Below are 23,346 nucleotides of genomic sequence, written 5' to 3'. Positions count from 1 at the left end.
CTTCGACTCCCCCCACAGGAACCCGACCTCGCTCCCCACACCGAGTTCCGCACCCTGACGAGTTGGAGCACCGATGCCCCAGCACGTACCTCCGCCGCTGCGCGCGACACTCCCCTGCGCGTCGCGGCTGCACCCTTCGACGCTCCCCCCACAACCGCGCCGAATCGTTTTTCTAGCCCATCGCGACCTGGGCAACCGCGCCGCGGGCGGCTCCGAGCTGCTCGTCGACCGACTCGCCGACGGCCTCACCCGGCTCGGCCACCAGGTCACCCTGCTGTGCGGGGGCCCGGCGGCCTACCGCGACTACCGGGTCGTCTCCGCGGGCGGCCCCTTCGACCACTATCTGCGGGCGAGATCCGCCTTCGCCCGCCAGGTCGGCGACTGCGACCTGCTCGTCGAGGTCTGCAACGGCATGCCCTATCTCGCCCCGCTGTGGCACCGAGGACCGACGCTGCGGCTGGTCAACCATGTGCACACCGATCTGTGGCCGATGCGGTTCGGCGGCCCGCTGACCCCCGCCGCCCGGCTCGGCCGGCGCCTGGAGCACTGGGCGCTCGCCGGGGCCCGGCAGCGGGGCCTGCTGGTCGCCGTCTCCCCGTCCACCGCTCACGCCCTGCGGGCCATCGGCGTCGAGCGGGAGCGCATCCGCGTCGTGCACAACGGTGTGGAGGAGCCGGGGCCGCTCGGCGAGCGGTCGCCCGAGCCGCTGTTCGTCGCCGTCGGACGGCTCGTCGAGTACAAGCGGATCGATCTGCTGCTGCGGCTGTGGGAACGGGTGCGGCCCGTGACCGGCGGGCGGCTCGTGATCGTCGGCGACGGACCCGAGCGGCGACGGCTGGAGGAACTCGCAGGGCCCGGCGTGGAGTTCACCGGCCATGTCTCCGAGGCGGAGAAGCACCGGCTGCTGTGCGCGGCCTGGCTGCTGCTGCACCCCTCGGCCGTGGAGGGGTGGGGGCTCGTCGTCACCGAGGCCGCCGCCCGTGAGACGCCGGCCGTCGCCTTCGACGTGCCCGGGCTGCGGGACTCCGTCGTGGACGGGGAGACCGGCGTGCTGGCAGGCGGCGAGTCCTCGTTCGCCGCCGCCTGGTGCACGCTGGCGCTGTCCGGGCACCGCCGGGAGCTGATGGGGAAGGCCGCGCGGGACCGGGCGGCGCGCTACCGCTGGGAGCGGACGGTGCGGCAGTTCCGCGCGGTGGCCGCGGAGGCGGTGAGCCGTGGCGACCGTACGCCGTAGCGGGCGGCCGCGCGGCTCCCCCGGGACCCGGCCCGTCCGCGACCCGTCGCTGCGCCGGTCCCTCGCCCTGTTCCGCGCGTTCCTCCACGAGCAGGACGACCCCGTGTCCTGCTACACGCTGCTCGCCCGGGACGCCGCCGACCAGCTCGAGGCGTACGGCGGTCCCCTCGCCGGGCGGACCGTCGTCGACGTCGGCGGCGGCAGCGGGTACTTCGTCGAGGAGTTCCGGCGCCGGGGCGCCGACGCCTACCTCTTCGAACCGGACGCCCGAGAGCTGGGGGCGCGGCCGCCCGAGGGGGCCGTGGTCGCCGACGGCTATCTGCTGCCCCTGCGCGACGGGGCCGCCGACGTCACCTTCTCCTCCAATGTGCTGGAGCACGTGGCCGACCCGGGGACCTTCCTGAGCGAGCTGGCCCGGGTGACCCGTCCCGGCGGGCTGCTCTACGTGTCGTTCACCAACTGGCTGTCCCCGTGGGGCGGTCACGAGTGGGCGCCCTGGCACTACCTGGGCGCCGAGCGGGCCCGCGCCCGCTACCGGCGGCGCACCGGACGCGACGCCAAGCACACCCTCGGCGAGAACCTGTTCGCCGTGCACGTCGGCAGCACCCTGCGGCAGGTCCGCGCCCGGCACGACGTGGAGATCGTGTCGGCGCGCTCCCGCTACTGGCCGTTCCTCGCGGAGGCCGTCGTGAAGGCGCCCGGCCTGCGCGAGTTCGCCACCTGGAACCTCCTCCTCATCCTCAGGCGGTGTCCACCATGACGACGACCACGGTCCAGGCCCCTCCCCCGGCAGCCGTGCCCACCTCCGCGCCCTCCGCCGGCCCGCCCGAGGGCCCGCGGTCGCGGCGCTGGCTGCTGGGGTTCTGGGCCGTGGTGTTCGCGCTGTTCCTCGCGGTGCGGCCGGGGCGGCAGACCTTCGACACCAAGCTGGGCGTGACCACCGACCCGGGGCGCTTCCTCGGCGACCTGGGCCAGCTGTGGCACGACCAGGGCGGTTTCGGTGGTCTGCAGGACCAGTACGCGGGCTATCTGTGGCCGATGCTGCCGTTCCACTGGCTGGCGGACACCGTGGGGCTGCCGGTGTGGCTCGCCGAGCGGCTGTGGATGTCGCTGATCGTGTCGGTCGCGTTCTGGGGCGCGCTGCGGCTGGCCGAGCGGCTGCGGGTGGGCAACGGCGGCTCCCGGCTGGTCGCCGCGACCGCCTACGCGCTGTGGCCGGTGTTCACCGTCGTCGTCGGCTCGACCTCGGCGGCCGCGCTGCCCGGCGCGTTCCTGCCGTGGGTCCTGCTGCCGCTGGCCGACGAACGGTACAGCGCGCGGGTCGCCGCGCTGCGCTCGGCGCTCGTCGTGCCGTTCATGGGCGGTGTCAACGCCGCCTCGACGCTGGCCTCGCTGCTGCCGGCCGCGCTCTACCTGCTGTCCCGGCCGCCCGGGCCGCGCCGGCGCAAGCTCATCGCCTGGTGGGTGCCGGGGGTGCTGCTGGCCACCGCCTGGTGGGTGATCCCGCTGCTGCTCCTCGGCACCCACGGCGAGAACTTCCTTCCGTACGTCGAGAGTTCGCAGACCACGACCGACACCATGGCGGCGACCGAGGCGCTGCGCGGCGCCGGTAACTGGGTGGCGTATCTGCACTTCGGTGAGGCGTGGCTGCCGGCCGGCTGGACCGTCGTCTCGGCCGCCGTGGTGATCGTCTGCTCGGCGCTGGCGGCCGGGCTGGGCCTCGCGGGACTGGCCCGGCGGGACATGCCGGAACGCCGGTGGCTGGTGCTGACCGCGCTGACGGTCGTGCCGGTGCTGCTCGCCGGGTACGGCGGGGCGTTCGGCGCGCCCTTCCACGGGGTCGTGCAGGACTGGCTGGACGGCGGGCTCGCCCCCTTCCGCAACGTCTACAAGTTCCAGACCGGGCTGGCGCTCGCCCTGGTGCTGGGTCTCGCGCATCTGGCGGGCGTGGCGGCCCAGGCGCGCGGGGCCCGGCCGGTGCGCGGACGCCGGTTCGCGCCGCTGGCCGTGGCCGTGCTGGTGCTGCCCGGCCTCATATGGCCGTATCTGAACGGCTCGATCCTCAACCCGGGTTCCTTCAAGGAGATCCCCGCGTACTGGCGGGCCACGGCCGACTGGATGGCGAAGTACTCGCCGGACGCCCGGGTGCTGGTGGCCCCGGCGACCGCGCACGGCATCCACACCTGGGGCACCACCATCGACCAGCCGCTGGACGTGGTCGCCGCCTCCCGCTGGGCGCAGCGCGACTACGTGCCCTTCGGCACCCCCGGCAACCGGCGCGCGATGGACGCGGTCGAGCAGGCCCTGATGACCGGGAGCCAGGTGCCGGGACTCGCCGACTTCCTGGGCCGGGCGGGCATCCACTACGTCGTCGTCCGCAACGACCTCGACCCCGACCAGATCGGTGCCGTCCCCACCACCACGGTGAAGCGGACCCTGGAGCAGTCCGGGTACGAGCGGGTGACGGGCTTCGGGCCGGTCATGACCGGCGGGCGGATCGCCCCGGACACCCCGCTCCAGGTCGAGGGGCTGTACGCGCGGCAGCGTGCCGTGGAGATCTACCGGCCGACCGGCGCGGACGTACCGCGTCCGCACCAGGCGGGGCTGCTGCCGGTGGCCTCCGCGGCCGTGGTGTCCGGCGGCCCGGAGGCGCTGCTGCCCCTGGCGTCGGAGCTGCGGGGCCGCGCCGCGGTCCTCACCGGCGACCGTCACCCCGGCCTCGGCTCGCCGCAGGTGCGGGTGACGGGCGACGGGATGCGGCGCGCGGACACCCGGTTCGGGCTGGTCAACGCCAACACGTCGTACACCTACAGCGCCGACGAGCGGAACGCGCCGGGCGCCTCGCAGGACGCGGGCGAAGAGCCGCACCAGATCCTGCCGGTGACCGGCCTCGCCCACCAGACGGTGGCCCAACTGCGCGGCGCCCGGTCGGTCACGGCGTCCTCGTACGGCAACTGGCTCTTCCATCTGCCGCAGTTCGACCCGGTGAACGCCTTCGACGGCGACCCGGGCACCGCGTGGGCCGAGGGCTCGGCGGGGTCGGCGGACGGCGAGTGGCTGCGGATCGCCTTCGCGGGCGGCGCGTACGACATGCCGTCGTCGTTCGAGGTGGCGCCGCTGCCGCAGGACGGGGTGCGGGCGGCGCCGACGCGGGTGCGGGTGGAGACGGAGAAGGGGACGCGCGACAGCGTCCTGCGGCCGGACGGGTCGGCGCAGTCGGTGAAGGCGCCCGCGGGCGCGACCCGCTGGATGAAGCTGACGATCACGGACTCGGTGTCCCGGCGGGCCGGCCTGACCGGTGCGGGCTTCTCGGAGATCTCCCTGCCGGACGTCCAGGTGACGCGGCTGCTGCGGCTGCCCACCGACGCCGGGAACTCCTCCGCCGACGCGGAGATCGTCTCTCTGTCCCGGGCCGCCGACCCCACCGGGCTGTCCGCGACGGGCACGGAGGCGGGCCTGCACCGGCGGTTCACGACCGCCACGGCCGGGACGTACGAGGTGCGGGCGCAGGCGGTGCCGGTGCCCGGCGAGGCCCTGGACCGGCTGCTGTACACGGTGGCGCCCGAGCAGCGGGAGCGGATCACCGCCACCGCCGACTCCACGGCCCGGCTGGGCGCGGGGCTGGCCGCGCGCAACCTCACCGACGGGGACCTGACCACGGCGTGGATCGCGGGCGACCGGCCGGTGATCCATCTGTCCTGGCCGGGGAAGCAGGCGGTCGGCGAGATCGTGCTGGCGGCGGCCGGCGGCCTGTCCACCCGGCCGACCGAGGTGCACATCTCCTCGCCCGACGGGGCGGCGATCGCGGGCGTCGACAAGAACGGCGTCGTCCGCTTCCCGCCGATCACCACGGACCGACTGGACATCACGATCACCGAATCGGCCCCGCTGACCCTGCACAACCCGGTCGTGGACGAGGATCTGCGTCTCCCGGTCGGCCTGACGGAGGCGTACGTCCCGGCGCTCGACCGGTACCGCACCCCGCAGCCGGAGACCGACCGGGAGTTCACCCTGCCGTGCGGCAAGGGCCCGGTGGTCGCCGTGGACGGCGAGCTGTACGAGACGGGGGCGCGCGGGACCGTACGGGATCTCGTGGAGCGCCGGCGGATCGATGTGACGCTGTGTCAGCGCGGCCGGGACGACGCCGGGCTGTCGCTGTCCGCCGGGGACCACCGGGTCGAGGGCGGCGACGCCGGCCCGCTCGCGCTCACCGAGGTGACGCTGACCCGCGGCACGGTCGCCGAGGCCCCCGCGGCCGCACGGGAGCTGACGGTCCGGGACTGGCTGGGCGACCGGCGCACCCTGACCGTGGGCTCCGGCACGGCGAGCTATCTGACCATGTACGAGAACTTCAACGACGGCTGGCGGGCCACACTGGACGGCGACGAGCTGACGCCGGTCCGGCTGGACGGCTGGCAGCAGGGCTGGCGGATCCCGGCGGGCGCCGGCGGCACGGTCCGCCTGTCGTACGAACCGGCGGTGACGTACGAGGCCGGGCTGATCGGCAGCGCGGTCGGGCTCGCGATCCTCGTGGGCCTGGTGCTGTGGCGGCGCCGGGAGCCCAACCCGGACGGTCCGAGCCCCGCGCCGCCGCTGCCGGGGCTGTGGCCGGGCACGGTCGCGCTGACGGTGGTGGCCGTGCTCGTCGCCGGGTGGCTGGCGCTGCTGGTCCCGGCGCTGGCACTGCTCGCGTGGCGCCGGCACACCCTGCTCGTGCCGATCGCGTTCACGGCCCTCGCGGGCGCGGGGATCGTCGCGGCCGTGGGCGGCGGGGAGCCGGTGGCGGCGGGGCGGGGCGCGTTCGGGCACACGGCCCAACTGCTGGCGCTGATCGGGCTGTTCGCGGCGCTGGTGAGTGTGCGCGAGCGGCCGGGGGAGAGCCGGGCGGCTGTCGGTGGGCCATCGACGGGGCAGCCCTCGACCGGTGAGCCATCGGCCGGTCCGCTGCCGAACCTCCCCCATCGGGAACGCGGGCAGAGCCCTCTGGGCACACCACCGGGACCCGCCGCGGGCCCGACGGTCACCGCGCGCGGCCCCGGCGACCGCCCGGCCCCCGAGACCCGTATCGACCGTGAGACCCGTATCGACCGCGACCGGAAGGACCCGGCCCCATGACCGCGCTGCAGCGGCCCGTGGGGGCCGGGGCGCCCGCCCGGGTGCCGTTCCCCGTCGTCGACGAGGTCGCCCGGCACTGCCTCCAGGAGGAGGAGCCGGAGACCGTGCACATCGAGGTGCATCTGCCGGGCCGGCTGGACGAGGCACGGCTGCGCGCGGCCTTCGCCGAGGCGCTGCGCCGGCATCCGCGCATCCTGATGCGGGAGGCGCCGGGGCGGTGGTACCGGCGCCGGTACACCTGGGAGCTGACGGCGGAGCCCGATGTGGAGGTGGTGCGCTTCCCGGCGCCGGGGCGTGACGCCCTGCGGGACGCGCGGACCCGGGCGCTGACCGAGGCGCCCGCGCTGTCGGCGTCGCCGCCGGTCCGGCTGGAGGTGGTCCGGGCGGCGGGGCCGGTCGAGGGCAGCGAGGCGGGCGACGCGGTCGGGCGCCCGGCCCGGGGTGCGGACCGCCCCGCGGACACCGCGTCCGGCACCGTGCTGTTCCTGACCATCAACCACACCGCCCTCGACGGCCCCGCCTGTCTGCGGGTGCTGGCCACCGCCGCCGAGGTGTACGGCGGCCGGGACAACTCCCCCGCCGCACCCCCCGTACGCGGCACCCCCGATGCCGTACCGCCCGCCGACGACGCCCCGTCCTCCTGGGCCCGGCCCGCGCGGGTCGCCCCCGGCACCCCCGAGCCCTCCCCCGGCAACGGTCTCCTCGTCACCGAACTGCCGCTGCCCCCCCGCCCGCAGGGCGACCCCTCCCCCGTCACCGACCAGCTCATGGTCACCACGGCCCTGACCCTCGCCCACTGGAACCGCGAGCACGGCGCCCGCCCCCGCCCCCTGCGGATCACCATGCCCGTGGACGACCGCCCCCGCGACGTCGGCATGCCCATAGGCAACGGCACCCGGCTGGTCGAAGTCGCCTTCGCGCACGAGGAGCTGACGGCGGACCCGGACCGGATGCCCGCACTCCTCCAGCGCACGGCCGCCCGGACGCGGGCCCTCAAGGCTCAACCCCGCCCGCAGCTCGGGCGCGGAGCGGCGCTGCTGACCGCCCCGGTGACACCGGTCGCCTGGCGGGCCGCCCTCACCCGGGGGCTGCGCCGCGCCGCCGCGCCCTGGACGTCCACGACGCTGCTCAGCAACATCGGCCGGATCCCGTACGCCCTGGACTTCGGCGAGGAGGCGGGCCGCGCGCACGCCGTGTGGTTCTCGGCGCCCGCCCGGATGCCCCGCGGCCTCACGGTGACGACCGCCTCCACCGCGGGCCGCCTCCATCTCGCCCTGCGCTGGTCCCGGGCCCTGCTCGGCCACGGCGACGGCGCCCATCTGCGGGACCTGTTCGAGCACTACCTGCACACCACGGAGGTGGCACCGTGAACACCACCGCGCCCCCGCGCCACGGCGGCCTCCGCGACTTCTACGAGGACCCCGCCGTCCCCGTCGCCTCCGGCACCCCCCGTTCCCTGCGCCAGGCCCGCATGCTGGCCGAGGCCCTCGGCACGGCCGGCAGCGCGCCGTGCACCGTCCTCGACATCGGCTGCGGCGACGGCACGGCGGCCGCCACCGCCGCCCCGCTCCTCACCGGTCACCGAATCGTCGGCGTCGACTGGTCCCAGGACGCCCTCAGTCGGGCCCGCACCCGGCTGCCGTACGCCGTCAGAGGGGAACTGACCGGCGGTGGGCTGCCGTTCCGGGACGGCTGTGTGGACGCCGTGCTGTTCAGCGAGGTCGTCGAGCATCTCGTCGACCCGGACTCGGCGCTGGACGAGATCCGCCGCGTCCTGCGCCCCGGAGGCCATCTCATGCTGTCCACCCCGAACCTGGCCGCCTGGTACAACCGCGCACTGCTGCTCGCCGGGGTCCAGCCGGTGTTCTCGGAGGTGAGTCTGCGGGCGATCCACGGGCGGCCGGGACGGGAGGTCGTGGGGCATCTGCGGCTCTACACGGCCCGTGCGCTGCGGGAGTTCGTGGCCGCGTCCGGCTTCGAGGTCGTACGGCTGGCGGGGGCGCCCTTCCACGGGGTGCCGCGTCCGCTGCGGGCGCTGGACCGGCTGGCGTGCGCCAGACCGTCCCTCTCCTCGATCCTGCTGCTGCATGCGCGCAGGACGTAGGGGGCGTGGGCCATGTGGTGGGGAGTGGCGGCGGCCCTGTTGGCGAACACCCTGTACAGCGTCGGATTCGTGCTGGAGAAGCGGGCGTTGGGCGCCCTGCCGGAGGTGTCGATCCGGCGGCCGGCCCGGCTGCTGGGTCTGGTGCTGCGCAGCCCGCTGTGGATCGGCGGGTCGCTCGCGCTGGCGGCCGGGTTCGCGGCGCAGCTCGCGGTGTACCGGACCCTGCCGATCGCGGCGGCGCAGGGCATCTTCGTCTCCGGTCTGGTGCTGCTGGTCCTGCTGTCGGCGCGCTTGCTGGGCGAGGAGACGACCGGGCGGGAGCGGTACGCGCTCGCCGCCATCCTGCTGGCCCTGCTGATGGTCGTGCTGTCCCTGGAGGAGGGCGCGGACCAGGTCGGCCGCGACGCCCCGTACCCGCTCATCCTGCTGGTGTGCGTGCCCTCGCTGGCGGCCGGCGTATGGCTGTACGGCTCCGCCGAGCGGCGCACCCGGCACCGGCACCGCATGCCGACGACCGGTGTCGAGTACGGCGTGGCGGTGGGCCTGCTGTACGGGGTCAGCTCACTGGCCATCAAGGGCGTGTCGAGCCGGCTGACGTCGTCCGGCCCGGGCGCCGCGCTGCTCGACCTGCTGCGCTCGCCGTACCCGTATCTGCTGCTGTTCACCGGGGTGTTCGGGCTGGTGATGTCGCAGGCGGCGCTGCAGCGCTGCCGGGCCTCGCTGATCGTGCCGGTGTGCACGACGGTGACCTGTCTGTACACGGCGGTGCTCGGCACGCTCTCGTTCGGCGAGTCCCTGCCCACCGACCCGGCGCGGCTCGCGCTGCGGCTCGCGGGCACGGTGCTCGCCGTCGCCGTCCTGCTGGCCATGCCCAAGCACGACCCGGCCCCGCAACCCCACGCAAGCGTCAAGGAGTTGACCCCTCCATGAAGCCCGACGACCCGCTGCTCCGGATCCTGGCCTGCCCGCTCGACAAGGGGCCCCTGCACCTCGTAACGCCCGACGAGGCCCTCTACAACCCGCGGCTGCGGCGCCGCTATCCGATCGTGGACGGCGTCCCGCAGCTGCTGCCTGACTCCGGTGAGCAGGTCACCGACGACGAGCACGAGGACCTGCTGAGACGGCTCGCCCCCTGACCGCCTTCGACGACGACCCGGACGGACCCATGACCTCCACCCTCACGGCCCGGCTGGCGCCGCTGCTGCCCGCGCGGCTGGTCGCCGCGACCGCCCGGGCCGTCTACCCCCGCTTCGAACCGGAGCTGGCCCGGCTCGGCGAGCTGTGCCCGCCGGACTGCGGCACGGCCGTCGACGTCGGCGGCTGGTACGGCCCCTGGACGCGCCGGCTGTGCGGCCGGGCCCGGCAGGTGGTGGCCGTCGAACCGGTCCCCCGGCTGGCACGGCTGCTCGCCGCGGGCGCCCCGGCGAACCTGCGCGTGGTGCAGGCCGCCGCGGCCGACCGCCCCGGCACGGCACGGCTGTGGCTGCCGCCGGACGACGAGGGCGACCGGGGTGTGTCGTCCCTGGTGCGCCGGGACATCCACGGACGGGCGCTGCGGGTGCCCTGTGTCGCCCTGGACGATCTCGGGCTGCGGGACGTCGGCTTCGTGAAGGTCGACGTGGACGGCGCCGAACTGTCCGTGCTGCGCGGCGCGACCGGCATCCTCGCCCGGGACCGGCCCGCCCTGTTCGTGGAGCTGGAGTCCCGGATCCAGCCGCCCGGCCCGGTGCTGACGTATCTGTCGATGCTCGGCTACGACGGCTGGGTGCTGCCGGGCCGCTCCTGGGTGCCGCTGGCGTCGTTCCCGCTCCAGGCCCACCAGGCGGCGACGTCGTACGTGGTCGGCATGGGGCTGCTGCGCCGGGTCCTGCCGTTCCACGGCCCCCGTTACGTCAACTCGGTGCTGTTCCTGCCCGACGGACGCCGCCCGGGCGGCCCGGTGCGCGAGCATGGGTCCCATGCCCTCCGCGAGACGCCCCGCTGACGGACCGCACGCCGCCGGTCCGTTCACCCCGCTGCACTTCCAGCTCGTCCTGCTGCGCCGCATGGCCGACCACAACCCCGATCTGGTCGAGGACGCGCGCCGGGAGCTGGGCGTGTCCCAGGCCGAGATGCGCGAGGCGAACAAACGCTGGCAGGCGATGGTCCGCTCGCCCCGGGCGCGCGGCTCGGCGGCCCGCTACCGCTCGGTGCTGGGCCCGCCCGAGTCGGTGGTGGCCCGCAGAATCGGGGATCTGGACTGCGAGGCGTGGCGGTGGCCTCTGCCGCTGTGGCCGACGCTGCGGTTCGAGGTGGTGCTGGCGCCGGGCGGGTCGGTGTGGAACGAGTGGCTGGTGCGCGCCCCGGGCGCCCCGGCGCCCGAGCTGCGCACCCTGGAGGACCTCACGCCCTGGTCGTGCACGGTCGAGGAGGCGGCCCGCGCCTTCGCGCCGGCCCGCCCGCTGGAGGGCAGCGCCCCGACCCGCTGGGGCCTGGCGTTCACGGCACCGGACGCGGAGGGAGTGCCGCACGAGGTGACGGCCGAGTTCACGTGGGGGCTGTTGCAGCGGGTGACGGTCGCTGTATAGGGCCTTTCGTTTGGATCAGGCCGGATCAGGGAGCGGGGTCTGGGGCCGTGCATCGCAAGGCGGAGGGAGGGCGCCATGGCGGAGCCATGGCAACCGACGACAACGCGGCGAGGTGCGGTGCCAGACCCCGCGAGCCCGGCATGATCCAAAGGAAAGGCCCCTAGCGGGCGGCGGCCAGGATCGCCTCGGTGACGCGGGGCACCGAGCCGGGGTGCACGGACAGGAACAGGTTCGGCTCGACGAGCTCCAGCTCCATCACCTGCGGCTGCCCGTCGTCCCCGTCGACGAGGTCCACGCGCGCGTAGAGCAGCCCGTCCGCGTTCGGTACGGCCGCCAGGGCCCGCTCGGCGACGGAGAGTTCGGCCGGGGTGGGCGTCCAGGGCTCCAGGTTCGGGTGGGCGACCTTGCGCTGGTCGTAGGGGGTGCCGGCGGTGAGGACGGCGCCCTTGCGGCTGGCGTGCAGCAGGCGCCCGCCGTAGAACTGCAGGGCCCGTTCGCCGCCGCTGTCGATGGCCCGCACGTAGGGCTGGACCATCGCGGTCAGGCCGTCGGCGTGCATCCGGGCGAGGTGCCGCAGCGCGGTGTCGTGCTCCTGGGGTGTGTACCGGGCGGCGAACCGGGCGCCCGCGCCGGACGTGGGCTTCACGACGAACTCGTGCCCGTCCGGCAGATCAGGGGCGTCGCCCGGGGCGACGTACCGCGTGGGGACGACGGGGACGCCGGCCGCCGCGAGGTCGCCGAGGTAGCGCTTGTCGGCGTTCCAGCGCACCACGGCCGCCGGGTTGGCGAGCCGGGTCGCCGCGCCGCACCGCTCGGCCCACGCCAGGAACTCGGCGGCCCGCCAGCTGTAGTCCCAGGTGGAGCGGATCACGGCGAGGTCGTAGGCGCCCCAGTCGACACCGTCGTCGTCCCAGTGCACGGCCCCGGCGTCGGCGCCCGCCTCCCGCAGCGCGCCCACCAGCACCGGCAGATCCCGGTCCTCGCTGACGTCGGGTCGGGGACGGCAGGTGACCAGGGCTATGCGGGGCACGGCGGTTCCTCCGGGCGGGGGGCTGACGGGGCGGAAACCGCAGGCTAACAAGCCTGCGGAAGGGAACCGGAACGGGCCGCTCGACCTTCACCTTCGGGGAAGCCGCAGCATCGGGGCGCACGAGCGAGGGGGAAGCGGATGAGCGAGGACGAGCTGACGATCGGGGCGTTCGCCCGGGCCAGCCGGCTGTCGCCGAAGGCGCTGCGGCTCTACGACGAGCTGCGGCTGCTGCGGCCGCACCGCGTCGACCCGGTCACCGGCTACCGGTACTACGCCGTGGCCCAGTTGGAGCAGGCCCGGCTGGTGGCATGGCTGCGCCGGCCGGGAATGCCGCTGGCCCGGATCCGTCAGGTCCGCGCACTGCCCGCGGCCGACGCCGCTTGGGAGATCCGCGCCTACGCCGTGTCGTCCGGTTCCCAGTCGAGGAGGCGGACCTTCGCCACCGTGCGGACGTGGCGGCGCATCGCCGCGGCCGCGCGGGACGGCAGGCCGGACTCGATGGCGTCGAGGATGGCCCGGTGCTGGGCGAGCGAGCGGGCTGGGCGGTGCGGCTGACGCAGCGACTCGGTGCGGCTCTCGGCGATCTGCCCGGCGATGGAGCGCATGAACTCGGCGAGGAGGCTGCTGTGCGCGGCCGCGGTGACGGCGGCGTGGAAGAGGCGGTCGCCCTCCACGCCGTGACCACCGTCCTCGACCTCCCGCTCCATGTGCGCGAGGGCCGCGCGCATCGCGGCGAGGTCGTCGGACGTACGGCGCTCGGCGGCGAGTTCGGCGAGCTTGGTCTCCAGGGCCTCGCGGGCCTCCAGCACGTCGGGCAGCCGCCGGCGCCGCTCGACCATCCGCTCCACCGGCTCGACGTCGAGGGTGTCCCGCACCAGATAGGTGCCGCCACCGTGCCGCACCTCGACCAGGCCCTGGACCTCCAGGACGACGATCGCCTGCTTCACGGAGGCCCGGCTGACGCCGAGCCGCTGGGCGAGGTCGCGCTCGGTCGGGAGCCGGTCCCCGGCGCCGAGGCCGCCCTCGGTGACATAGGCGCGCAGCCGGTCGAGCACCTGCTCGTAGAGGCGCTGCCGGGTCATGGGGCGCAGGGCGTCGGTCACGGAGTCCCCCTCTCGACGGGAGCGTAACACCGGCGCCCGTCATGGCTAAGTGGCTGAGCCAATTCCGGTGCGACCCCTTGACGGGGCCGGGTGCGCGCTCCACGCTGTCCAGCCAGCACCCCTGAATTGGCTCAGCCAATCGGCCACTTGGCGAGCCGTCCCCCCAACCCGCTCCGGGACCCAAGACGGGAGCCCGTATGTCCCCCGAACTCCTCTCGATCCTCGTCCTCGCCGTGGTGTTCGTCATCGCGACGACCCGCTCGATCAACATGGGCGCGCTGGCCTTCGCCGCCGCCTTCGGGGTCGGCACGCTCGTCGCCGACCTCGACGCGGACGGCATCTTCGCCGGTTTCCCCGGCGACCTGTTCGTCGTCCTCGTCGGCGTCACCTACCTGTTCGCCGTCGCGCGGGCCAACGGCACCACGGACTGGCTCGTGCACGCCGCCGTCCGGATGGTGCGGGGCCGGGTCGCCCTGATTCCCTGGGTGATGTTCGCGCTGACCGGCGCGCTCACCGCGATCGGCGCGGTGAGCCCGGCGGCCGTCGCGATCGTCGCACCCGTCGCGCTCAGCTTCGCCGCCCGCTACTCCATCAGCCCGCTGCTGATGGGCGTGATGGTGGTGCACGGCGCCCAGGCCGGCGGCTTCTCCCCCATCAGCATCTACGGCTCGATCGTCAACGGCATCGTGGAGCGGGAGAAGCTGCCGGGCAGCGAGATCACGCTGTTCCTGGCCTCCCTGGTCGTCAACCTCGTCATCGCGGCGATCGTGTTCACCGTGTGCGGGGGCCCGAAGCTGTGGCGGCAGGGCTCGGTGGAGGCCCTCGAACCGGGCGACCGGCCGGAACCCGGCGGCACGGGGAAGGAAACGGGTCCCGGCGACCAGCCGGCACCCGGCGGCGCGGGCACGGCGCCGGATTCCGGCACGACCCTCACCCGTCCCCCCCCCACCCCCACCCGCCACCCCCCCACCCCCACCGGCCTCGCCGCCACCCGCCTCACCCCCGCCCGTACCGCCACGCTCGGCTCCCTCGTCGCCCTGGTCGTCGCCGTCCTCGTGTTCGACCTGGACGCCGGCCTCACCGCGATCACCCTCGCCGTCGTCCTCAGCGCCGTCTGGCCGGACGACAGCAAGCGGGCCGTCGGCGAGATCGCCTGGCCGACGGTGCTGCTGATCTGCGGTGTGCTGACGTACGTCGGCGTGCTGGACGAGATGGGCACCATCACCTGGGCCGGCGAGGGCGTCGGCGGCATCGGCGTCCCGCTGCTGGCGGCCGTCCTGCTCTGCTACATCGGCGCGATCGTCTCGGCGTTCGCCTCCTCGGTCGGCATCATGGGCGCGCTCATCCCGCTCGCCGTGCCGTTCCTCGCCCAGGGCGAGATCGGCGCGATCGGGATGGTGGCGGCGCTCGCGGTGTCGGCGACGGTCGTGGACGTCAGCCCCTTCTCGACGAACGGCGCCCTGGTGCTGGCCGCCGCGCCCGATGTGGACCGGGAGCGTTTCTTCCGCCGGCTGATGGTGTACGGAGGGATCGTGGTGGCCGTGGTGCCCGCGGTGGTGTGGCTGGCCATGGTCGTGCCGGGCTGGGGGTGAACCGGCACCCGGTGCACGGTGTCCGTCGGACGGCCGCCCGGCCGTCCCCGTCGAGCAGTCAAGGAGTACGACGCGTGTCCTCTCTCTTCCCGGCCCTCGTGGACGCCCCGGCGGGGCGCGCCGCCCTGCGGTTCGGCGACCGCACCCTGACGTACGGCGAGCTGGGCGCCGCCGCCGGTGCCCTCGCCGCACGGATCGGCGGCGCGAGCCGCGTCGCGGTGTGGGCGACACCCGCGCTGGAGACCGCCGTGGCGGTGGTGGCGGCGCTGGAGGCCCGTGCCGCCGCCGTACCGCTCAACCCGAAGTCGGGCGACCGGGAGCTGGGGCACATCCTGTCCGACAGCGCCCCGTCGGTGGTGCTCGCCGCCCCCGGGGACGAACTGCCCGCCCCGCTGGCCGGCTTGGAGCGCGTCGACGTCGATGTGCACGCCGCCGGTGAGCTGCCCGGCACCGAGGTCCCCGACGAGCAGGCCGCGCTGGTCGTCTACACCTCCGGCACCACCGGTCCGCCCAAGGGCGCCGTCATCCCCCGCCGGGCCGTCGCGCACACCCTGGACGCGCTCGCGGACGCCTGGCAGTGGACCGCCGAGGACGTCCTCGTGCACGGGCTCCCCTTGTTCCATGTGCACGGTCTCGTCCTCGGCGTGCTCGGCCCGCTGCGCCGCGGCGGATCGCTGCGCCATCTCGGCCGGTTCGGCACCGAGGGCGTGGCCCGGGAGCTGGACGAGGGCGCGACCATGCTGTTCGGCGTGCCGACGATGTACCACCGCATCGCGCAGGCGCTGCCCGAGGAGCCGGGACTGGCGCAGGCGCTCGGCAAGGCCCGGCTGCTCGTGTCGGGTTCGGCGGCGCTCCCCGTCCACGACCACGAGCGGATCACGGCCGCGACCGGGCAGCGGGTCGTCGAGCGGTACGGCATGACGGAGACGCTGATGAACACCAGCGTCCGCGCCGACGGCGAGCGCAGGGCCGGCACGGTCGGCGTCCCGCTGCCCGGGGTGGAGCTGCGGCTGGTCGAGGAGGACGGCACCCCGCTGACGTCGTACGACGGGGAGAGCGTCGGCGAGATCCAGGTGCGCGGCCCGAACCTGTTCACCGAGTACCTCAACCGGCCGGACGCCACGCGGGACGCCTTCACGGCGGACGGCTGGTTCCGCACCGGCGACATGGCGGTGCGCGACCCCGACGGCTACGTCCGGATCGTCGGCCGCAAGGCCACCGACCTGATCAAGAGCGGCGGGTACAAGATCGGCGCCGGGGAGATCGAGAACGCGCTGCTGGAGCACCCCGGGGTGCGGGAGGCGGCCGTCACCGGGGAACCGGACGCGGACCTCGGTGAGCGGATCGTGGCCTGGGTCGTCCCGGCGGACCCGCAGACGCCCCCGTCGGCCGACGAGCTGGCCGATCATGTCGCCGGGCGGCTCGCCCCGCACAAGCGCCCGCGCCGCGTCCACTACCTGGACGTGCTGCCCCGCAACGACATGGGGAAGATCATGAAGCGGGCGCTGGGCGCATGACGGAGCGCCTGACGGCCCGCCAGGTCATCGCCCTGGTCGCCGAGGACTTCACCGAGCTGCGCCCCGGCGACGGCACCCCCGCGTCCGGGGACCGGCCCGACGGCCCGCTGGACTGGGAGGGGTACGGCGACGCCCGTGCCCTGGCCGCCGCCCGCACCGGCGAGCGGGAGTCCGTGGTGTGCGGCACCGGCAGCGTCGAGGGCACCCGCGCGGTGCTGATCGCCTTCGAGTTCGGCTATCTGGGCGGCTCGCTCGGCGTGCGCACCGGCGACCGGCTGGAGGCGGCGTACCGGCACGCCCGTGAACACCGCCTGCCTGTGGTGCCGTTGGTGGCGACGGGCGGCAGCCGGATGCAGGAGGGCATGCACGCGCTCACCCAGCTGCAGCGCGTGGCCCGCGAGTCCGCGCTCACCCGGGCCGCCGGGCTGCCGCAGATCGCGGTGCTGCGCGACCCGACGACCGGCGGCGGCTGGGCCACGCTCGGCGCGGGCGCCGACGTCACGCTCGCGCTGCCCGGCGCCCAGGTCGGCTTCGCGGGCTCCCGGGTCCGCCCGCCGGACGCCGACCCGGCCGCCTACACGGCCGAGGCCCAGCTGGCGTCCGGCGCGATCGACGCGCTGGTCCGGCCGGGCCTGCTGCGCCGTGAACTGGGTCGCTGGCTACGGCTGCTGACGGCGCCCTCCCAGGAGGCGGCACCCCCGCCGCGCGCGCTCGGCGGCACCACGGCGCCGGACTCGGGCCGGGACGCCGTACGCCGGGCCCGCTCCCCCGAGCGGCCACGCGCCGCGCGCTATCTGGACGCCTACTTCACGCACCGGGTCACCGTCACCGGCGACCGGTGCGGCGGCGCGGACCCCGAGGGCGTGCTGTGCGGCTTCGGCGAGCATGAGGGCAGGACGGTCGCGTACGCCGCGCAGACCGGGACGGCCACCCGCCCCGCCGGATACCGCACCGCGGCACGGCTGATCCGGCTCGCCGACCGGCTCGGCATCCCGGTGCTGACGCTGGTGGACACGCCGGGGGCGGCGAACGACGCGGAGGCGGAGCGCCAGGGCGTCGGCGCGGCCATCGCGGACCTCTTCACGGTGCTGGCGTCGGTCCGCACCCCGGTGACGACCCTGCTGATCGGCGAGGGCGGCTCGGGCGGCGCGCTCGCCCTCGCGGCGCCGGGCAACACCTGGGCCACACCGGACAGCTACTTCTCCGTCATCGCGCCGGAGCTCGCGGCGGCGATCCTCAAGCGCGGCCCCGACGAGGCCGACGCGACGGCGGACCAGCTCCGCCTGCGCCCGCAGGACCTCGTGGAGGCGGGCGTGATCCGGGGCGTCGTCGGAAGCTAGCGGCGCACGGGTACGGTCGCGGCGGGCCCTCCGGAACAGACCCGGGAGGCCCGCCGCGGCCGTACCCGAGTCGGTCCCGCTCCCCGTGCTGCGACACGCCGCCTGACGCCCCCTCAGGCACAGAAACCCCCATTCAGCGGCACCCCGCCCGGCCCCCTCCAGAAGGCGCCGCCCACCCGGCGGCCCGCACGATGCGAGGGAGGCCGGCACACCAACGGCCTTGCGACCACACGACCACGCACCCCACGCGAGGCCCGCCACCCACCCGGCGGACCCTTGGTTCGCGCTCTCGGGAGGACCGCCATGACCGCCACGCTGGAACAGCTGCGACGCTGCCACTTCGCCGTCGATCTGGGGGCGGCCAGGACCCGCGTCTTTGTGAAGGGGGCCGGTCTCGTCGTCGACCAACCCTCGGCCGCCGCCGTCAACACCCGTACCGGCGCGCTCATCGCGGTCGGCGAGTTCGCGGAGCGGATGACCGGCCGCACCCCGGACTACATCCGCGTCGTACGGCCCGTCTCCGGGGGCACCGTCGTCGACATCGAGATGGCGCAGCGGATGCTGCGTCACCTCCTGGGCGACAAGATGCGCCGCAGTCTGCGCCGCCGGCCCTTTCTGCGGGCCGCGGTGTGCACCCCGCACGACGCCGACCCGCTCGCCCAGCGCGCCGCCATCGAGACGCTGGTCGGCCTCGGCGCCCGCCGGGTGGAGCTGGTGGACACGCTGATCGCCGCCGCCGTCGGCTGCGGACTGCCCGTCGAGCAGCCCGAGGCCAGCATGATCATGGTGTGCGGGGCGGCCGCGACCGAGGTGGCCGTGCTGTCGCTGGGCAGCATCGTGGCCGCCGAGCGGGTCCGGGTCGGCGGCGAGGCCGTGGACCACGCGATCGTGCAGCACCTGCGCCACCAGCACGAACTGATGCTGCCCAGCCAGAACGTCCGCCCGCTCCAGCTGGCGCTGTCCGGCAACGGCCTGACCGCGCAGGGCCCCGCCTCAACGGAGATCCACGGCCGGGACGTCTGCACCGGGCTCGCCCGCTCCGTGCGGGTCGACACCGCCGCCGTGCGGGACGCCATCCAGACCCCGCTCACCGCCGTCCTCGACAGCATCGGCAAGGTGCTCCGGGACTGCCCGCCCGACCTGGTCGCCGACCTCGCCGACCGGGGGATCATGATGGTCGGCGGCAGCGCCCTGCTCCCCGGCTTCGACGAGATGCTGCGGCAGGCCACCAGCATGCCGGTGCACATCGCGGAGCGGCCCGACGTCTGCGCCGTACAGGGCCTCGGCACCATGCTGGAGGGCCGGATCGAGCCTCTGGAGCTGGACCCGGCGACCTGAGCGGCCCGGTCTTCATAGGTGTCAGTACGGAAGGATCCGGCCCGAGGGAGTGCGCCGGTCGATCTCGCCCCTGGTGTCCCGGGGGGCGGACGGCCGGCGGGTGACCCGAACGCGAACGTACGTCTGGCCCTTCATGGCGGCCTCCTCGTCTCCGGGTCCGTTGCGACCAGCCTTCTCTCCGCAACCTTTCGGCACATCGTGCCCACGCAGGCACTTGTCATGCCTCCGCAGGGGGAGCGGTTGGAAGCGGGCGTCCTCCCCCGGGCGGAGACGCCCCTTCCCACGAGCGGAGACGCCGGCTTCCCGCGGGCGGAGTGGACCCCGCCGGGGGAACAGGCGCACGCTCGTCCATAGGGCACTCTTCCCGCGGAAGTGATCTCCATGGATGACAAGAACTGGACCGTCCACATCCACATCACCGAGGACGGTGACGACACCGTCGCCGAGGCCGTGCTGACCACCCCGGACACGTCGACGGTGACCGGCCGGGGCGCGGCCCACCGCAATCCCGTCGACCGCCCCGTCCCCGAGATCGGTGACGAGCTGGCCGCCTGCCGGGCCCTGGAGGATCTGGCGCTGCGGCTGCACGAGGTCGCGGACGACGACATCGTCGCCCTGGCCGGTCCCGCCGAGCGGACGGCGGGCGGAGCCTGGGAACGCCCCTGAGCGACGGCGGCCGGTTTACCCGGTGATCCCCCTGGTACTGGTGGGACCGTCGTCCGTCCGCCGCGCGCCCCCGGCGCCGCCCGACCCCCTGGAGAGCGATGCTGCTGAGGACCTTCGGCTGGTCGATGGGCGTCACGGTGCTCGGCCTCGTCTTCGCGGCCTGGGTGTGGGGCTGGGAGGCGTTCGGGGTCGTGCTGATCCTGTCCGTGCTGGAGATCTCGCTGTCCTTCGACAACGCGGTCGTCAACGCCGGGATCCTGAAGCGGATGAACCCCTTCTGGCAGCGGATCTTCCTGACCGTCGGCGTGCTCATCGCCGTGTTCGGGATGCGGCTGGTGTTCCCGGTCGTGATCGTCGCGATCAGCGCCAGGGTCGGGCCCGTGGAGGCCGTACGGCTGGCCGTCGACGACCCGGACCGCTACGAGGCCCTCGTCACCGACGCGCATCCGGCGATCGCCGCCTTCGGCGGCATGTTCCTGCTGATGATCTTCCTGGAGTTCATCCTGGCGGAGCGCGAGATCACCTGGCTGACCTGGGTGGAGCGCCCGCTCGCCCGGCTCGGGCGGATCGATCTGCTGGCGCCCTGTGCGGCACTGATCGTGCTGCTGGTGGCGGCCACGACTGTCGCCGGACAGGCGCACGTCAGCACGGGCCACGCGGACAAGGCGGCCACCGTCCTGCTGGCGGGCGTCGCCGGCCTGGTCACCTATCTCGCGGTCGGCGGTCTGTCCTCGCACTTCGAGCACCGCATCGAGGCGGAGGAGGAACGCGAGCACGAGGAGGAGCGGCGGGCCGGCACCGGGGGCGGACGCCCGGTGGCCGCCCTCGCCGGCAAGGCGGCGTTCTTCCTCTTCCTCTACCTCGAGGTCCTGGACGCGTCGTTCTCCTTCGACGGGGTGATCGGCGCCTTCGCGATCACGAACCACATCTTCTGGATGGCGCTGGGCCTCGGCATCGGCGCCCTCTACGTCCGCTCCCTCACGGTCTACCTGGTCCGCCAGGGCACCCTCGACGACTACGTGTACCTGGAGCACGGCGCCCACTACGCCATCGGCGCGCTCTCGGTGATCCTGCTGGTCACCATCCGGTACGAGCTCAACGAGGTCGTCACCGGCCTGGTCGGCGTCGTCCTGATCGCCTCCTCCTTCCTCGCGTCCGTCCGCCGCAACAGGGCCCTCGCGGCGGCCGAGGGGACCTAGGGTCTGTGAGACGGCTCACGCCACGCACGGCGTGAGGGCGTGTTCACGGGGCCGGGCGGCTACGGCGCCGGCGTGATCCGGACCATACGTGGTGTTCGACATAGGCGTTTTCATCCGCTTATGGCTAGCTGGATGTGTTTGCCTTCGCGCACAGCGCCGCATCGAGCGACGCTCCGTCCAGCCGATCCGTCCGCCCGGGAGTTCCATGCGTCTGCGCGCCCCCTCCTCGCCGCGAAAGGGCCCGTCGTCCCGCGTGGCCTCCGTCCGTCCGTACGCCCTGGCCGGCGGCACCCTCGCCGTCGGCTTCGGCGGCCTGTATCTCGCGGGGCTCCTCGCCGCGGGCGGGGACATAGAGGACGGGACGACGGTGCGGGGTGTCGACATCGGCGGGCTGAGCCGCGCCGAGGCCGTGCACCGCCTGGACGACCGCCTCGCCCCGGCCGCCGCCCGCAGCCTGCGGGTGACGGTCGGCGACCGCGAGGGCACCGTCGACCCGCGCCGGCTCGGCATCACCTTCGACCACGAGGCCACCGTCGACCGGGCGAGCCGCAGCGGCGCCCTCGACCCGTTCACCGTGATCGGCGGCCTGTTCCGCTCGGGCGGCCCGGTCGAGCCCTCGGTGCGCGTCGACGAGGACAAGGCGCACGCGGAACTGAAGAAGGTCGCGCGGGACGCCGACCAGAAGGTCCGCGAGGGCGGCGTGACCTTCGAGGACGGCGAGGTCCACCGGGTCGCCCCGCACCAGGGTCACGTCCTGGACACGGACGCGGCCGTCGACCCGCTGCGGGACGCCTTCGCACGCGGCGACGCCCGGGCCGTCACGAAGCTGCCGGCCCGCGCGACCGCGCCGAAGGTGACGGACCGCGAGGTCGACCGTGCGGTGCGCGAGTTCGCCGAGCCGGCCATGTCGGCCCCGGTCACCCTGACCGCCGCCGACCACCGCTTCACCGTCGAGCAGCCCGTCCTGGGCCGGTATCTGACGATGCGCCCGGACGACACGGGCAAGCTCGTACCCAAGTTGGACGCGGCCGGGCTGCGCGCCGACCCGGCGGTGGCCAGACCGCTGTCCGCGCTGCCCACCCGGGCCGCCAACGCCGAGCTGCGCCTCGTCGGCGACCGGGTCGGCGTCGCCGAGGACGGCCACGCGGGCCATGTGGTCACCGACAAGGCGCTGGGCAAGGCCGTACTGCCGCTGCTGACCAGGCGGGGCGCCGCCCGCAGCGGCGAGATCGCCACCCGGGTGAGCGAACCTCAGGTCACCCGGGCCAACGTGGACCGGCTGGGCCTGCGCGAGAAGATGTCGTCGTTCACCGTGAACTTCGACCCGGCCCCGTACCGCACCCGGAACATCGGCCGCGCGGTGGAGCTGATCAACGGCTCCGTCGTGATGCCGGGCGAGACCTGGAGCTTCAACCGCAGGGTCGGCGAACGCACCCCGGAGAACGGCTTCGTCGACGGCATCATGATCTACGACGACGAGTTCCGTAAGGCGCCCGGCGGCGGTGTCTCGGCGGTCGCCACGACCGTCTTCAACGCGCTGTGGTTCGCGGGCGTCAAGCCCGTCGAGCACGGCGCCCACTCCTTCTACATCGAGCGCTACCCGGAGGGCCGGGAGGCCACGGTCGCCTGGGGCAGCCTGGACCTGCGCTTCACGAACGACTCGGGACACGCCCTCTACATCCAGGCCGAGTCCACCGACCACTCGGTGACGATCTCGTTCCTCGGCACCCGCAAGTACGACGAGATCGGCTCCGTGAAGGGCCCGCGCACCAACGTCAAGCAGCCCGAGCGCAAGGTCCTGAGCGGCGACCGGTGCGTCCCCCAGACCCCGCTGGAGGGATTCGACGTGACCGTGCAGCGGGTCTTCGTCCAGGACGGCCGCGTGGTGAAGCGGGAGCCGTTCCGCACGCACTACGACCCGCGGGACGAGATCGTCTGCGAGTGATTCCCCCGGCAACGGCCTGGCCGCATCGTTTCTGCACGGGTGGCGCCTGGTGGGGCGGGTGGGACTCGAACCCACGGCCGACGGATTATGAGTCCGCTGCTCTAACCGGCTGAGCTACCGCCCCATAGCGGCGTGTCGCGTACATGTGTGCGCGCCGTCTGCCGCAGCATAGCCGCTCATACGATCTCCTGCTTCGTATGGTCGACTTCGCATGCCCTGAAGGACACCGCTGCGACCTGCACGGTTCCCGCCGCAGGTGGGAAGGCATGAAAAAGGACCCCGACGGGGGTCCTCGTTCAGCATGCTCCCCCGACTGGACTCGAACCAGTAACCTGCCGGTTAACAGCCGGCTGCTCTGCCAATTGAGCTACGGAGGACCGAGCTCCCCCGACTGGACTCGAACCAGTAACCTGCCGGTTAACAGCCGGCTGCTCTGCCAATTGAGCTACGGAGGAATGCCTCGTTTGCATCGAACGTACCTACCTGGGTATTCGCCAGGGGGCGTGCGCTCGCTGCGACACATACATTAGCGCAAGCAGGGGGGTGCTCCGCCAATCGGTTCCCCCCGGGGCGCCGACGCCGCATCAGGGACCTAG

18 protein-coding genes, 3 tRNA genes and 1 pseudogene are annotated in these 23,346 nt (G+C 74.3%); 17 read left to right on the top strand and 5 right to left on the bottom strand.

Annotation, left to right across the window (positions count from 1 at the left end; genetic code table 11):
- The first annotated feature begins 73 nt into the window (after nt 1–73).
- From KBY32_RS17495 to KBY32_RS17455, 9 genes are read left to right on the top strand one after another with little or no spacing between them, the layout of a single operon-like run.
- Nucleotides 74–1,234, top strand: a complete 1,161-nt coding sequence (locus tag KBY32_RS17495; RefSeq protein ID WP_055620796.1) for a glycosyltransferase family 4 protein — start codon at nt 74–76, stop codon at nt 1,232–1,234.
- On the top strand, nt 1,215–1,994 hold the full coding sequence (locus tag KBY32_RS17490) for a bifunctional 2-polyprenyl-6-hydroxyphenol methylase/3-demethylubiquinol 3-O-methyltransferase UbiG (RefSeq protein WP_055620797.1): 780 nt from the start codon (nt 1,215–1,217) through the stop codon (nt 1,992–1,994). The genes KBY32_RS17495 and KBY32_RS17490 overlap by 20 nt, the downstream gene beginning before the upstream one ends.
- Nucleotides 1,991–6,349: a DUF3367 domain-containing protein gene (locus KBY32_RS17485; RefSeq protein WP_210980693.1), complete on the top strand. Its 4,359-nt coding sequence runs from the start codon at nt 1,991–1,993 to the stop codon at nt 6,347–6,349. The genes KBY32_RS17490 and KBY32_RS17485 overlap by 4 nt, the downstream gene beginning before the upstream one ends.
- Nucleotides 6,346–7,719 carry a condensation protein gene (locus KBY32_RS17480; RefSeq protein ID WP_210980692.1) on the top strand — a complete coding sequence of 458 codons (1,374 nt, stop codon included), beginning with the start codon at nt 6,346–6,348 and terminating at the stop codon, nt 7,717–7,719. Before KBY32_RS17485 ends, KBY32_RS17480 begins: the two co-directional genes overlap by 4 nt.
- Nucleotides 7,716–8,453, top strand: coding sequence for a class I SAM-dependent methyltransferase (locus tag KBY32_RS17475; RefSeq protein ID WP_055620799.1), 738 nt, complete (start codon nt 7,716–7,718; stop codon nt 8,451–8,453). The genes KBY32_RS17480 and KBY32_RS17475 overlap by 4 nt, the downstream gene beginning before the upstream one ends.
- A gap of 24 nt (nt 8,454–8,477) precedes the next feature.
- Nucleotides 8,478–9,383, top strand: a complete 906-nt coding sequence (locus KBY32_RS17470) for a hypothetical protein (protein WP_210980776.1) — start codon at nt 8,478–8,480, stop codon at nt 9,381–9,383.
- Entirely contained in the window at nt 9,380–9,589 is a 210-nt protein-coding gene (locus tag KBY32_RS17465) for a Trm112 family protein (RefSeq protein ID WP_055620801.1), read from the top strand. Before KBY32_RS17470 ends, KBY32_RS17465 begins: the two co-directional genes overlap by 4 nt.
- A gap of 29 nt (nt 9,590–9,618) precedes the next feature.
- Nucleotides 9,619–10,437 carry an FkbM family methyltransferase gene (locus KBY32_RS17460; RefSeq protein ID WP_210980691.1) on the top strand — a complete coding sequence of 273 codons (819 nt, stop codon included), beginning with the start codon at nt 9,619–9,621 and terminating at the stop codon, nt 10,435–10,437.
- Nucleotides 10,403–11,020 (top strand): hypothetical protein, encoded by a 618-nt coding sequence (locus tag KBY32_RS17455; protein ID WP_210980690.1) that lies wholly within the window; start codon nt 10,403–10,405, stop codon nt 11,018–11,020. The genes KBY32_RS17460 and KBY32_RS17455 overlap by 35 nt, the downstream gene beginning before the upstream one ends.
- 160 nt (nt 11,021–11,180) lie before the next feature.
- Here KBY32_RS17455 and KBY32_RS17450 read toward each other — a convergent pair whose 3' ends face one another.
- Nucleotides 11,181–12,050: a RimK family alpha-L-glutamate ligase gene (locus KBY32_RS17450; RefSeq protein ID WP_210980689.1), complete on the bottom strand. Its 870-nt coding sequence runs from the start codon at nt 12,048–12,050 to the stop codon at nt 11,181–11,183.
- Nucleotides 12,051–12,188: 138 nt separating this feature from the next.
- Between KBY32_RS17450 and KBY32_RS17445 the strand changes: the two are divergent.
- Nucleotides 12,189–12,453 (top strand): annotated as a pseudogene (locus KBY32_RS17445) (MerR family transcriptional regulator); the annotation flags it as partial.
- Here the strand turns inward: KBY32_RS17445 and KBY32_RS17440 are convergent.
- The gene (locus KBY32_RS17440; protein ID WP_210980688.1) at nt 12,446–13,153 is read right to left on the bottom strand and encodes a FadR/GntR family transcriptional regulator; all 708 of its coding nucleotides are present in this window, start codon (nt 13,151–13,153) and stop codon (nt 12,446–12,448) included. The pseudogene KBY32_RS17445 and the gene KBY32_RS17440 sit on opposite strands and share 8 nt — an antisense overlap.
- Nucleotides 13,154–13,350: 197 nt before the next feature.
- Between KBY32_RS17440 and KBY32_RS17435 the strand changes: the two genes are divergently transcribed.
- The 7 genes from KBY32_RS17435 to KBY32_RS17405 all read left to right on the top strand — a co-directional run bounded on the left by KBY32_RS17435 (nt 13,351) and on the right by KBY32_RS17405 (nt 22,750).
- Nucleotides 13,351–14,745 (top strand): SLC13 family permease, encoded by a 1,395-nt coding sequence (locus KBY32_RS17435; protein ID WP_210980687.1) that lies wholly within the window; start codon nt 13,351–13,353, stop codon nt 14,743–14,745.
- A gap of 74 nt (nt 14,746–14,819) precedes the next feature.
- On the top strand, nt 14,820–16,262 hold the full coding sequence (locus KBY32_RS17430) for an acyl-CoA synthetase (RefSeq protein ID WP_210980686.1): 1,443 nt from the start codon (nt 14,820–14,822) through the stop codon (nt 16,260–16,262).
- Nucleotides 16,259–17,602 carry a carboxyl transferase domain-containing protein gene (locus KBY32_RS17425; protein WP_055620807.1) on the top strand — a complete coding sequence of 448 codons (1,344 nt, stop codon included), beginning with the start codon at nt 16,259–16,261 and terminating at the stop codon, nt 17,600–17,602. The genes KBY32_RS17430 and KBY32_RS17425 overlap by 4 nt, the downstream gene beginning before the upstream one ends.
- Nucleotides 17,603–17,905: 303 nt before the next feature.
- Nucleotides 17,906–18,940, top strand: a complete 1,035-nt coding sequence (locus KBY32_RS17420) for a rod shape-determining protein (RefSeq protein ID WP_055620808.1) — start codon at nt 17,906–17,908, stop codon at nt 18,938–18,940.
- 381 nt (nt 18,941–19,321) lie between these two features.
- Nucleotides 19,322–19,606 (top strand): DUF1876 domain-containing protein, encoded by a 285-nt coding sequence (locus KBY32_RS17415; RefSeq protein WP_055620809.1) that lies wholly within the window; start codon nt 19,322–19,324, stop codon nt 19,604–19,606.
- A gap of 98 nt (nt 19,607–19,704) precedes the next feature.
- Entirely contained in the window at nt 19,705–20,805 is a 1,101-nt protein-coding gene (locus KBY32_RS17410; protein WP_210980685.1) for a DUF475 domain-containing protein, read from the top strand.
- Nucleotides 20,806–21,010: 205 nt separating this feature from the next.
- A complete protein-coding gene (locus tag KBY32_RS17405) occupies nt 21,011–22,750 on the top strand; it encodes a VanW family protein (protein WP_210980684.1) in 1,740 nt (579 codons plus the stop codon).
- Between the two features lie 47 nt (nt 22,751–22,797).
- Here KBY32_RS17405 and KBY32_RS17400 read toward each other — a convergent pair.
- The 3 genes from KBY32_RS17400 to KBY32_RS17390 form a co-directional block, all read right to left on the bottom strand.
- Nucleotides 22,798–22,874, bottom strand: a tRNA-Ile gene (locus tag KBY32_RS17400).
- A gap of 180 nt (nt 22,875–23,054) precedes the next feature.
- Nucleotides 23,055–23,127 (bottom strand) — tRNA-Asn (locus KBY32_RS17395).
- Nucleotides 23,128–23,132: 5 nt separating this feature from the next.
- Nucleotides 23,133–23,205: transfer RNA gene (locus KBY32_RS17390), tRNA-Asn, on the bottom strand.
- Between the last annotated feature and the right edge of the window lie 141 nt (nt 23,206–23,346).

Source organism: Streptomyces sp. RK62, from assembly GCF_018070255.1.
Classification (GTDB): domain Bacteria; phylum Actinomycetota; class Actinomycetes; order Streptomycetales; family Streptomycetaceae; genus Streptomyces; species Streptomyces nigra.
This window is presented reverse-complemented; position numbering and strand designations above follow the sequence as displayed.

Bases quoted from the DNA above. Each gene is read 5' to 3' on its own strand.
- KBY32_RS17495 (WP_055620796.1), top strand. From the start codon at position 74: ATGCCCCAGCACGTACCTCCGCCGCTGCGCGCGACACTCCCCTGCGCG.
- KBY32_RS17485 (WP_210980693.1), top strand. From the start codon at position 1,991: ATGACGACGACCACGGTCCAGGCCCCTCCCCCGGCAGCCGTGCCCACC.
- KBY32_RS17480 (WP_210980692.1), top strand. From the start codon at position 6,346: ATGACCGCGCTGCAGCGGCCCGTGGGGGCCGGGGCGCCCGCCCGGGTG.
- KBY32_RS17465 (WP_055620801.1), top strand. From the start codon at position 9,380: ATGAAGCCCGACGACCCGCTGCTCCGGATCCTGGCCTGCCCGCTCGAC.
- KBY32_RS17460 (WP_210980691.1), top strand. From the start codon at position 9,619: ATGACCTCCACCCTCACGGCCCGGCTGGCGCCGCTGCTGCCCGCGCGG.
- KBY32_RS17455 (WP_210980690.1), top strand. From the start codon at position 10,403: ATGGGTCCCATGCCCTCCGCGAGACGCCCCGCTGACGGACCGCACGCC.
- KBY32_RS17435 (WP_210980687.1), top strand. From the start codon at position 13,351: ATGTCCCCCGAACTCCTCTCGATCCTCGTCCTCGCCGTGGTGTTCGTC.
- KBY32_RS17425 (WP_055620807.1), top strand. From the start codon at position 16,259: ATGACGGAGCGCCTGACGGCCCGCCAGGTCATCGCCCTGGTCGCCGAG.
- KBY32_RS17420 (WP_055620808.1), top strand. From the start codon at position 17,906: ATGACCGCCACGCTGGAACAGCTGCGACGCTGCCACTTCGCCGTCGAT.
- KBY32_RS17415 (WP_055620809.1), top strand. From the start codon at position 19,322: ATGGATGACAAGAACTGGACCGTCCACATCCACATCACCGAGGACGGT.
- KBY32_RS17410 (WP_210980685.1), top strand. From the start codon at position 19,705: ATGCTGCTGAGGACCTTCGGCTGGTCGATGGGCGTCACGGTGCTCGGC.
- KBY32_RS17405 (WP_210980684.1), top strand. From the start codon at position 21,011: ATGCGTCTGCGCGCCCCCTCCTCGCCGCGAAAGGGCCCGTCGTCCCGC.